This is a genomic window from Sphingomonas sp. (assembly GCF_035758555.1).
Lineage (GTDB): Bacteria > Pseudomonadota > Alphaproteobacteria > Sphingomonadales > Sphingomonadaceae > Sphingomonas_B.
The window spans coordinates 1-10775 of sequence record NZ_DASTXI010000233.1 but is presented as its reverse complement, the minus strand read 5'-3'; the positions used below and the strand labels follow the sequence as shown (position 1 = coordinate 10775).

The 10775-nt window shown below is 68.4% G+C and carries 7 protein-coding genes and 1 tRNA gene; 5 read left to right on the top strand and 3 right to left on the bottom strand.

Annotation, left to right across the window (positions count from 1 at the left end; genetic code table 11):
• Positions 1–44: 44 nt before the first annotated feature.
• Both VFT73_RS13975 and recG read right to left on the bottom strand, forming a co-directional pair.
• A complete protein-coding gene (locus VFT73_RS13975) occupies positions 45–674 on the bottom strand; it encodes a LuxR C-terminal-related transcriptional regulator (protein ID WP_326412472.1) in 630 nt (209 codons plus the stop codon).
• A 35-nt stretch (positions 675–709) separates the two neighbouring features.
• A complete protein-coding gene (gene recG / locus VFT73_RS13970; RefSeq protein ID WP_326412470.1) occupies positions 710–2770 on the bottom strand; it encodes an ATP-dependent DNA helicase RecG in 2061 nt (686 codons plus the stop codon).
• Positions 2771–2843: 73 nt separating this feature from the next.
• Between recG and VFT73_RS13965 the strand changes: the two genes are divergently transcribed.
• On the top strand, positions 2844–3110 hold the full coding sequence (locus tag VFT73_RS13965; protein ID WP_326412468.1) for a succinate dehydrogenase assembly factor 2: 267 nt from the start codon (positions 2844–2846) through the stop codon (positions 3108–3110).
• 87 nt (positions 3111–3197) lie between these two features.
• Positions 3198–6665 (top strand): transcription-repair coupling factor, encoded by a 3468-nt coding sequence (gene mfd / locus VFT73_RS13960; RefSeq protein ID WP_326412466.1) that lies wholly within the window; start codon positions 3198–3200, stop codon positions 6663–6665.
• Between the two features lie 103 nt (positions 6666–6768).
• Here the strand turns inward: mfd and VFT73_RS13955 are convergent, their stop codons facing one another.
• Positions 6769–8778, bottom strand: a complete 2010-nt coding sequence (locus tag VFT73_RS13955; protein ID WP_326412464.1) for a bifunctional diguanylate cyclase/phosphodiesterase — start codon at positions 8776–8778, stop codon at positions 6769–6771.
• Between the two features lie 90 nt (positions 8779–8868).
• On the opposite strand from VFT73_RS13955, the gene moaA reads away from it, so the two are divergent.
• The 3 genes from moaA to VFT73_RS13940 all read left to right on the top strand — a co-directional run bounded on the left by moaA (position 8869) and on the right by VFT73_RS13940 (position 10766).
• The gene (moaA, locus tag VFT73_RS13950; RefSeq protein ID WP_326412462.1) at positions 8869–9873 is read left to right on the top strand and encodes a GTP 3',8-cyclase MoaA; all 1005 of its coding nucleotides are present in this window, start codon (positions 8869–8871) and stop codon (positions 9871–9873) included.
• Entirely contained in the window at positions 9870–10640 is a 771-nt protein-coding gene (locus VFT73_RS13945) for an NAD kinase (RefSeq protein ID WP_326412460.1), read from the top strand. The genes moaA and VFT73_RS13945 overlap by 4 nt, the downstream gene beginning before the upstream one ends.
• A gap of 51 nt (positions 10641–10691) precedes the next feature.
• Positions 10692–10766: transfer RNA gene (locus tag VFT73_RS13940), tRNA-Asn, on the top strand.
• The last annotated feature ends 9 nt before the right edge of the window (positions 10767–10775 follow it).

The following is a 10775-nucleotide window of genomic DNA, read 5'->3' as shown; positions in this document are numbered from 1 at the left end:
AAGCCTCCAGCTCGAAACCTGGGAGTCGCAGCGATCCAGGCTGATCAGGCGCTTCCGCTCCTGACCTGAGACATGATCGCGAGCGGCCGGCCTTCATTGTCCTTGAAGAAGGCCATCCATTCCTCCGTCCCGTCCTCGTGCCGGTGGATCAAATGCGGCGCGTTCAGGAACTCGACGCCGGCGCTTTCCAGCGCGGTGTGGCTGAGGCGGATATCGTCGACGCGGAAATAGAGGATCGACTCCCCGTCGCTCGCCTGTTCGGTCTGCGACAGGAACAGCCGCACGCCGCCGCAATCGAAGAAGGCCAGGTCGCCGAACGTGTAGAGGTGCGGAAGACCCAGCACGTCGCGATACCATTGTTCCGCCGCGGCGATGTCGCGCACCTGGCGGGAAATCTGTCCGATCGGTCCCATTCTGACCTCCTGTTGCGGGTCGTGCGATTGCAGGGCGAGTGCGGCGCCGCGGCGGATTCCGGTCCAGCGGCGCAGCTCCATCCGGCTCGGCAGCCCTAGCTTTACCAGGATGTTGGCGACGTGGAACTTGACCGCGTCGGTGCTGGTGCCGATCCGCGCCGCGATCGCCGGGTTGGTGAGGCCATGCCGCACGAACTCCGCCACACGCCATTCGGCGGGGGTCAGCACATCGTCATGCGGCGGGCGGCCTCGTTGCGTCATGCGCGGGAGGCTAGCCGAGTTGGGCGCGATTTACCCTACCCGCTCCGCAGCAGATTCACGCCCGCATCACGATCGAACAAATAGAGCGCCAGCCGCGCCGCCTGGCCGCGTTCGCCTTCGAGGCCGCCGTCGCGATCGACGAGCAGGCGCGCATCCTGGGAGGCGACCGGCAGCAGCTCGTTCAGCAACTCCGGCGTGGCGAGGCGGAAGACGTGCTCGCCGGACTGGCGGGTGCCGAGGATTTCGCCGGGACCGCGGAGTTTCAGATCCTCCTCAGCGATGCGGAAGCCGTCATTGGTTTCGCGCATCAGTGTGAGGCGCGACCGCGCCGTCTCGCTCAATTGACCGGAGCGGAGCAGCAGGCAGACCGACTTGCCCTCCCCGCGACCGACGCGCCCGCGGAGCTGGTGAAGCTGCGCCAGCCCGAACCGATCGGCATGCTCGATGATCATCAGCGTCGCGTTCGGCACGTCGACGCCGACCTCGATCACGGTGGTCGCGACCAGCACCGACAGCTGCCCGCTCGCGAACGCCGCCATGACGGCGTCCTTCTCGGGCCCCTTCATCCGCCCGTGGACGAGCCCGACCCTGTCGCCGAAGCGCAAGCGGAGCGCGGTCGCGCGCTCCTCGGCGGCAGCCAGGTCGCTCTTCTCGCTCTCCTCGACCAGCGGGCACACCCAATAGGCCTGGCCGCCCGCCGCGATGTGGCGGCCGAGCCCGTCGACCACTTCCCGCAACCGCTCGTCGGAAATCACGCGCGTCTCGATCGGCTGGCGGCCCGGCGGCATCTCGTCGAGGCGGCTCACGTCCATCTCGCCATATTGGGTGAGCGTCAGCGTGCGCGGGATCGGCGTCGCGGTCATCACCAGCAGATGCGGCGGCCGCTCTGCCTTCTGGCTCAGCATCAGCCGCTGCGACACGCCGAAGCGATGCTGTTCGTCAACGACGGCAAGACCCAGGCGCTTGTAGTTCACGCTCTGCTGGAAGATCGCGTGCGTGCCGACCAGGATGTCGATCGAGCCGTCGGCGAGCCCCATCAGCGTCGAGTCCCGCGTGCGTCCCTTCTCACGCCCGGTCAGGATCGCGACATTGACCGGCAGGCCCGCGAGCATGCGGCTCAGCGACTCGAAATGCTGGCGGGCGAGGATTTCGGTCGGCGCGAGCAATGCCCCCTGCGACTCCGCCTCGACCGCCACCAGCAACGCCATCAGCGCGACCAAAGTCTTGCCGGACCCGACATCGCCCTGGAGCAGCCGCAGCATCGGCGATTGCTGCGCCATGTCCCCTTCGATCTCCGCGGCCGCGCGCCGCTGCGCCCCGGTCGGCGCATAGGGCAGCTTCAGCGCATCCCGCAGCCGCCCGTCGCCCTGCAGCGGCTGGCCGCGGCGCTTGCGGGTCGAGGCGCGGACCAGCATCAGCGCGAGCTGGTTGGCGAAGACTTCGTCATAGGCGAGCCGGGCGCGAGACACGGTGTCGGCCGGATCGGCATGGACGGAGGCCAGCGCCGCCCGCCACGGCTTCCAGCCGCGCTGTTGCAGCACGCTGGGCTCGATCCATTCCGGCAGCTCCGGCGCGCGCGCGATCGCCTGCTCGGCAAGCTGGTGGAGCCGGCGCGAGGTCAGGCCTTCAGACAGCGGATAGACCGGCTCGCGGGCGGCAGGCAGCTCCTCCCCCGGCTTCAGCACCAGGTCCGGATGAACGATCTGCAATTCCTGGCCGTAGCTTTCGAGCTTGCCCGACACGATCCGCTGCTCGCCCAAGGGGAAGAGCTTCCTTGCCCAACCCGGATTGCCGCCGAAATAGACGAGGCTCACATAGTCCCCGCCCGCGTCGGTCGCGTGCACCCGGAACGGCCCGCGTCCGCTCCCCGATTGGCGATAGTCGACGGCGGTCAACGGAATCGTGATCGTCCGTCCGACATCGCCCATGTCCAGCCGCTCGACGCGCTTGCGGTCGATCCAGCCGGTCGGCAGGTGAAAGGCGACGTCGATCGCCCGTGCCAGGCCCAGGCGTTCGAGCGGCTTTTTCAGCCCGGGCCCGATTCCCTTCAGCGCCTCCACTTCGGCGAACAGCGGATTGAGGATTTCGGGTCGCATGCCTAAGTGCGACCTCTAACCACATTGCCGGAGCGCCCGCCAGCGCTGTCCGGCCGCTTTGCATTGGAGTTTTATGGACCGCGACGCCCGCCTGAAACGCCTGCGCTTCCGCGCCTGGCATCGCGGCACCAAGGAAGCGGACCTGCTGGTCGGCGGATTTTTCGACGCGCACGCCTGCGGCTGGAACGATGAGCAGATCGGCTGGTTCGAGGCGCTGATGGAGGAACAGGACGTCGACATCATGGCCTGGGCGATCGGCACGGCGGCGGTGCCGGAGCGCTGGCAGGGCGAGATGATGGGCGCAATGCAGCGGCTCAATTACATACCGATTTCCAGATAAGAGTCCGTTCGTGTCGAGCGAAGTCGAGACACGTGCTCCCCCTTCATCCCCGTTTCTCGACTTCGCTCGAAACGAACGGTTCCAGGAATGACTGATCTCACCAAAATCCTGAAGGTTAAGAGTCCCCTCACCCTCGCTTCCGCGCCGGCCGGCTTCCTCCCCTGGCTGATGGCAGACCTGGCGCGTGCGTCGGCCAAGCGCGCGGTGTTCATCGCGTCCGACGAAGCGGCGATGCGCGCGCTGGTCGACGCCGCCGGCTATTTCGCGCCCGAGCTGGAAGTGCTGACCTTCCCCGCCTGGGACGTGCTGCCCTATGACCGCGCGTCGCCCAGCCTGCGCATCCAGTCCGAACGGCTGGGCACCCTGCACCGGCTGCAGCAGAAGCCGGGCGCCGCGCAGCTGGTTGTCACCACCGCCAATGCCGCCATCCAGCGGACGCTGACGCCGTTCCGCATCCGCCAGCTCGTGGCGAAGCTCGCGCCCGGAGAGCGGATCGACCGCGACCAGCTTGCCGCGAAGCTCAACGCCAACGGCTATCAGCGCGTCGACACCGTCGCCGAGGCCGGCGAATTCGCGATCCGCGGCGGCCTGATCGACCTGTTTCCGACCGGCGAAGACTATGCGCTGCGCCTCGACTTCTTCGGCGACGAGATCGAGAGCGTCCGCAAATTCGACCCCGCCGACCAGCGCACGATCGGCCGCGTCGACGGCTTCACGTTGATGCCAGCCTCCGAAGCTTTGCTGGACGAGGACAGCATAAAACGCTTCCGCGGCCGCTATCGCGAGACCTTCGGCGCCACCGCCACCGGCGACCCCCTCTACGAAGCCGTGTCCGACGGGCGGCGGCTTGCCGGCATGGAGCATTGGCTGCCGCTGTTCGAGGACAAGCTCGGCACGCTGTTCGATCATCTGGGCAGCGACGATGTGGTCGTGCGCGATTTCGGCTCCAGCGCGGCCGCGGACCAGCGGTTCGAGGCGATCGACGACTATTACGCCAACCGCCAGAAGGCGATGGTCGCGCAGCCCGGCAGCTACCGCCCGATCGAACCATCCGCGCTCTATCTCAGCGCCGACGAATGGCGCGAGGCGATCGACACCCAGCCGGTGCATCTCGCGACACCGTTCGCCGCACCGGAAAGCGGAAAGAGCCTCGACTTTGCCGTCGAAAGCGCGCGCGATTTCGCGCCGGAGCGGGCGCAGAACGCCAATGTCTACGAAGCTGTGGTCAAACACGCGGCGAGGCTGAAGAAAGGCGGCCACAAGGTCATCCTCGCCAGCTACTCGCCGGGCGCGCGCGAACGGTTTGGCAACCTGCTGGCCGATCATGGGCTTACTAACGCCCGCCATGCCGAAAGCTGGCAGGAGGCATTAGGGGTCGCATCCCAGCCTGGTGCGATCGCCCTCATCGTGCTCCCGCTCGATCACGGTTTCACCACGCCCGACGTGGCGCTGCTGACCGAGCAGGACATGCTCGGCGATCGCCTCGTCCGCAGGCGCAAGCGCCGCAAGCAGGCCGACGCTTTCCTGAACGAGCTGGCGACGCTCAGCCCCGGCGATTTCGTTGTCCATGTCGATCACGGCATCGGCCGCTACGAAGGCCTGACGCAGGTGCCGGTTGCGAAGACGCCGCACGACTGCGTCGCCGTCTCCTATGCGGGCGGCGACAAGCTCTACGTGCCGGTCGAGAATCTCGAAGTCCTCTCCCGCTATGGCGCCGAGAGCGAAGGCGTGACGCTCGACAAATTGGGCGGCGAGGCCTGGCAGCGGCGCAAGGCGGCGATGAAGGAGCGCATCCGCGAGATCGCGCACGAGCTGATCCGTACCGCCGCCGAACGCGCGCTCCGCCCCGCCGAGGTGATCGAGGCGGACAGCGGCAGCTACCCCGCCTTCGCCGACCGCTTCCCGTACGAGGAAACCGACGACCAGGACCGCGCGATCGACGACGTGCTGGGCGACCTCTCTGCCGGCAAGCCGATGGACCGGCTCGTCTGCGGCGATGTCGGGTTCGGCAAGACCGAAGTCGCGCTCCGCGCCGCCTTCGTTGCGGCGATGGCCGGCATGCAGGTGGCTTTGGTCTGCCCGACCACCCTGCTCGCGCGCCAGCATTTCAACACCTTCTGCGAGCGCTTCCAGGGCTTTCCGCTCAACATCGGTCGCCTTTCCCGCCTCGTGCCGCCCAAGGAAGCGAAGGAGACCAGGCAGGGCGTGGCCGAGGGCAGGATCGACATCGTCATCGGCACCCACGCTATCCTGGCGAAAGGCATCGCGTTCAAGCGGCTCGGCCTCGTCATCGTCGACGAGGAACAGCGTTTCGGGGTCACCCACAAGGAGCGGCTGAAGGCGCTGAAGACCGACGTCCACCAGCTGACGCTGACCGCGACGCCGATTCCGCGCACCCTGCAGATGGCGATGTCGGGCCTGCGCGAGCTGTCGGTGATCCAGACACCGCCGGTCGACCGGCTGGCCGTGCGCACCTACGTCATGCCCTGGGACCCGGTGGTGCTGCGCGAGGCGCTGCTGCGCGAACATTATCGCGGCGGGCAGAGCTATTTCGTCACGCCGCGCATCGCCGACCTGCCCGACATCGAGGAATTCCTGCGCGAGGAAGTGCCCGAAATCCGCTACGTCGTCGCCCACGGGCAGATGGCGCCGACCGAGGTCGAGGAGCGCATGTCGGCCTTCTACGACAAGCGCTACGACGTGCTGCTGTCGACCACGATCGTCGAAAGCGGGCTGGACATCCCCAGCGCCAACACGCTGATCGTGCACCGCGCGGACCGCTTCGGCCTCGCCCAGCTCTATCAGCTGCGCGGCCGCGTCGGGCGCGGCAAGATCAGGGCCTATGCCTATCTGACCACGCCCGCCGATACGTCGATCACCGACACGGCGGAGAAACGACTGAAGATCCTGTCCGACCTCGACAGCCTTGGCGCCGGCTTCCAGCTTGCCAGCCACGATCTCGACATTCGCGGTGCCGGCAATCTGCTGGGCGACGAGCAATCCGGCCATATCAAGGAAGTCGGGTTCGAGCTCTACCAGTCGATGCTGGAAGAGGCGATCCTGGAAGCCAAGGCCGGCGGCCGCCGCGACGAGCTGAAGCGCGACGAATTCTCGCCGACGATCACGGTCGACGTGCCGGTGATGATCCCGGAGGACTATGTCCCCGATCTCGATCTGCGCATGGGCCTCTACCGCCGCATCAACGAGCTCGATTCGGCCGAACAGATCGAAGGCTTCGCCGCCGAGCTGATCGACCGCTTCGGCAAGCTCCCGACCCCGACCGAAAACCTGATCCGGCTGATCGAGATCAAGCTGAATGCCAGAAAGGCGTGCGTCTCGAAGATCGAGACCGGCCCGCGCGGCGCCGTCGTCACCTTCCACAACGACACGCCGCCCGACGTGCCGGCCCTGCTCGGCTATGTGCAGAAGATCGGCGCGTCGGCGAAGCTGCGCCCGGATTCGAAGCTGGTCATCAGCCGCGACTGGGAGAACCCGAAGCAGCGCCTGAACGGCGCGCTGCAGCTGTCGCGCGGGCTGGCGAAACTGGCGACGTAACAAGCAAAGGTGGTAACCGCTCGTCCTGAGCGGAGGCCTTAGGCCGTAGTCGAAGGGCGCAGGCTCCATAGCTGAGGCAGCGCCCTTCGACTACGCGCTTCGCTCAGGACGAGCGTGACGGATCCTCCAGCAATCTCACCAACTCCGCCATCCCCACCGGCCCCGAGCACAGGAAGCCCTGGTACAGCGTGCAGCCTTCGGCCGCGAGCAGGGCCAGTTGTTCTTCCGTCTCCACCCCTTCCGCGATGACGCCGAGGCCCAGCGCGCGGGCCATGTCGATGACGCTGCGCACCACCACCCGGCCGCGGGCGGAGCCGGCGATGTCCTGGCTGAGGCGGCGGTCGAGCTTCAGATAGTCGAGCGGCAGCGCCTTCAGATAGGCGAGGCTGGAATAGCCGGTGCCGAAATCGTCGACCGCGGCGCGGCAGCCGCCCTGGCGGAGGCGCGCGAGCGCAGCGGCGGCGGCGCCCAGATCCTCGATCAGCCCTTCTTCGGTCACTTCGGCGGTGACGCGGTCGCGCGCGAAGCCGCTCGCGTCGATCGCGGCAAGCATGTGCTCGGCAAAATCAGGCCGCGCCAGATCGGCGGCGGTGACATTGACCGACAGCCGCAGCCCAGCAAGCGCGTCCGGCCAGGCGGCGGCGGCTTCCAGCGCCCGGCGCTGCACCAGTTCCGACAGCGGCACGACCAGATCGGCGCGCTCGGCCGCGCCGAATAGCGCTTCGGCACCCAGCTCGCCGAACAGCGGGTGGCGCCAGCGCGCCAGCGCCTCGACGCCGTCGATGCCGCCGTCGCCGGTGCGGACCTGCGGCTGGAACAGGATTTCGATCTGCCCGCCGGTCAGCGCCTCGCGCAGGTCCGCGGCAAGACGCTGGGCGCGCTCGGCCGCCTCTGCGCCGCCCCCGTCGAGCAGGCGGATTGCGCTGCCGCTTGCCTCCCGCGCCTCGGCGAGCGCGGCGCTGACGCGGCGCAGCAGCACGCCGGGGTCCTCATCCCTTGCGAGTGCACCGCCGATGTCCGCGCCCAGCGCGACGGCATCCGGCGCCACCGCCACCCGTCGCTCGACCGCGGCGACGATCCGCTCGGCGGCGTCGCCAAGCTGCTCCGCATCGGCGCGCGGCAGGCCGACCATGAACTCGGTGCCCGCCAGCCGCGCGATCCAGGCGCCGGGGCTGACCTCGCGCGCAACACGCTCGATCCGGCGCGCCGCCGCCTGCAGCAGCGCATCGCCGCCGCCGCGCCCGTAAAGGCTGTTGATCGTCGGCAAGCGGCTCATGCCCACCAGCAGCACGCCCGGCCGCGTCTCGGCGCTCAGCTGCGACCCCAGCCAGCGCCGCGCCGCCGTCCCATCCGGAAGGCCGGTCAGCGGGTCGCGGTGCAGCGGCAGCACGCGTTCCTTGTCGAGCGGCTCGATCAGCCCGTTCACTTCGCCCTCGCCCGCCATCAGATGGTGGGCGACGCGCACGCCGTCGGGCAGCAGGTGCGAAAAGGCGGTGGAGGCATAGCCGGCCCTGATCCGCCGCCGCGCGGCGCGCGCCGCACGCCGGTCGGCGGGCGCCAGCAGCCGATAGGCGGCGCGCAGGCTCAACGGCTCTTCGCCAAGGCCATAGCTGCGGCTGAGCGCGGTGCTGAGAGTCAGGCCGTTCGCGCCGAAGCTCCAGCGCATGCCTTCCGCCCGGCTCAGCGCAGGGCGGCTGATCGCGCCGCCGCTCAATCTTCGCGCATAGCGGGCGGCGAAGCGCAGCGCCTGCAGCAGCTCGGCCTCGCCGAACGGGCTGGCCAGATAATGGGTCGCGCCTGCGGCATGGACCTCGTTCAGCCGCGCGACGTCTCCGCGTGAAAGCAGCACCAGAAGCGCCGCCGCGTTCGCCTCGACCGGATCGGCGAGCGCGCGGACGGCGCCGATCGCCTCGTCGAAGGCGCCGCGCCCATCGACGATGGCAAGGCCCGCGCCGCTGTCGACGAAGCGCCGCTCGACGCCGCCCGCCCGGCGCGCCGCGATCGCGAACCAGCCGCCGCGGCTCGCCGCTTCCAGCAACTCGTCACGATGCCGGAACGACAGAATGAACAGGGATGCGCCCTCTCCCGGCGATCCCGCGGCCTGGTCGTTCAAATGCGCTCCCCTTTTCGGCCCATTCTAGCGGCCCCAGCGTTTTCGCCAATGGCTTGCCGCGCGCACGCCCGCCCCATAAGCTTGCCCGTCATGATCGCCGCCGCCCCCGCCCCATTGCCTTCGCTGGTCGACAGCTTCGGCCGGCGGATCAGCTATCTGCGCGTGTCGGTGACCGATCGCTGCGACTTCCGCTGCCGCTATTGCATGGCCGAAGCGATGACCTTCCTGCCGCGCCGGGAGCTGCTGTCGCTCGAAGAGCTGGCGCTGATCGTCGACCGCTTCGTCGATCGCGGCGTCACCAAAGTGCGGCTGACCGGCGGCGAGCCGCTGGTGCGGCGCGGCCTCCCCGAACTTGCGAAGCGCGTCGGCCGGCGGATCGGCGACGGCCTCGACGAACTGACGCTGACCACCAATGGCGCGCGGCTCACTGAAGCCGCCGGGCCGCTGAAGGAAGCCGGCATCCGCCGCATCAATGTCAGCCTCGACACGCTCGACCGCGACCGATTCGCCTATATCGCGCGCCGCGACGCCTTCGACGAAGTGGTGGCCGGCATTGCGGCGGCAAAGGCGGCGGGACTCGCGATCAAGATCAACATGGTGGCGCTGAAAGATCTCAACGACGATGCGTTCGTCGCGATGGCCGAATGGTGCGGCGCACAGGGCTTCGACCTGTCGATCATCGAGACGATGCCTCTGGGCCGAATCGACGAAGACCGCACCGACCGTTTCCTGCCGCTGACCTTCGTGCGCGATCGGCTGGCGCGGCGCTTCACGCTGACGCCGTCCGACCGCAGCACCGGCGGCCCTTCGCGGTACGTTTATGTGGAGGAGCTCGGCATCCATATCGGCTTCATCTCGCCGCTGACCCACAATTTCTGCGCAAGCTGCAACCGCGTCCGCCTCACGGCGGAGGGCAAGCTCTATCTCTGCCTCGGCCAGTCCGACTGCGTCGACCTGAAGGCGGCACTGCGCGGCGGCGGGCCCGGCGCGGTCGACAAGGCGCTGGACCAGGCAATGAGGATCAAGCCGCGAGCGCACGATTTCCATATCGAGCGGCCTGCCGTTTCGCGTCACATGAGCGTCACCGGCGGATGAATATTCGCCGCGCGCTGGTCGCATCCACAGCCGATGTCGCGATCGAGGCGGAGCACGAGCTGCGCCGCCGCTACGAATGGCACGATATCGAAGAAGCCGACATGGTCGTCGCTTTGGGCGGCGACGGCTTCATGCTGCAGACTTTGCACGCGATGCTGGAGCGGCGGCGGATCTGCCCGATCTACGGCATGAACCGCGGCACCGTCGGCTTCCTGATGAACGACTGGAGCCTGGAGCATCTGGACGAGCGCCTGGAGCGCGCCAAGAGGTTCGAGGTTTCGCCGCTCCGGATGGAGACCGTGACCATCGCCGGAGCGCGCTCGACGCTTCCGGCGATCAACGAAGTCTCGCTGCTGCGCGAAACCCGCCAGACCGCGAAGCTGGAAGTGACCGTCGGCCGCCGCGTCGTGCTCGACGAACTGGTGTGCGACGGCGTGCTGGTCGCGACGCCGGCCGGGTCGACCGCTTATAACCTGTCCGCGAACGGCCCGATCCTGCCGCTGGGATCGGCGCTGCACGCGCTGACGCCGATCAGCCCGTTCCGCCCGCGGCGCTGGCGCGGCGCGATCCTGCCCGACAGCGCGACCGTCAAATTCCGCGTGCTGGAGCCGGTCAAGCGCCCGGTCAGTGCCGTCGCCGACCAGCGCGAGGTCCGCGACGTCGCGACCGTCGAAGTCGCGATCGACCGCAGCCAGACACTCTGCCTGATGTTCGACCCCGAACACGCGCTCGACGACCGCATTACGATGGAGCAGTTCATCGCCTAACCCGCTTGCAATGGCCGGAAGCCTTGCTATAGGCCCGGCCTCGCTCGGCATTCCCCGGTAGCTCAGCGGTAGAGCATCCGACTGTTAATCGGACGGCCGCCTGTTCGAATCAGGCCCGGGGAGCCAGCGAACCTC

Coding starts and splice junctions, on each gene's coding strand:
- mfd (WP_326412466.1), top strand. CDS start 3,198: ATGACTGATCTCACCAAAATCCTGAAGGTTAAGAGTCCCCTCACCCTC.
- moaA (WP_326412462.1), top strand. CDS start 8,869: ATGATCGCCGCCGCCCCCGCCCCATTGCCTTCGCTGGTCGACAGCTTC.
- recG (WP_326412470.1), bottom strand. CDS start 2,770: ATGCGACCCGAAATCCTCAATCCGCTGTTCGCCGAAGTGGAGGCGCTG.
- VFT73_RS13945 (WP_326412460.1), top strand. CDS start 9,870: ATGAATATTCGCCGCGCGCTGGTCGCATCCACAGCCGATGTCGCGATC.
- VFT73_RS13975 (WP_326412472.1), bottom strand. CDS start 674: ATGACGCAACGAGGCCGCCCGCCGCATGACGATGTGCTGACCCCCGCC.
- VFT73_RS13965 (WP_326412468.1), top strand. CDS start 2,844: ATGGACCGCGACGCCCGCCTGAAACGCCTGCGCTTCCGCGCCTGGCAT.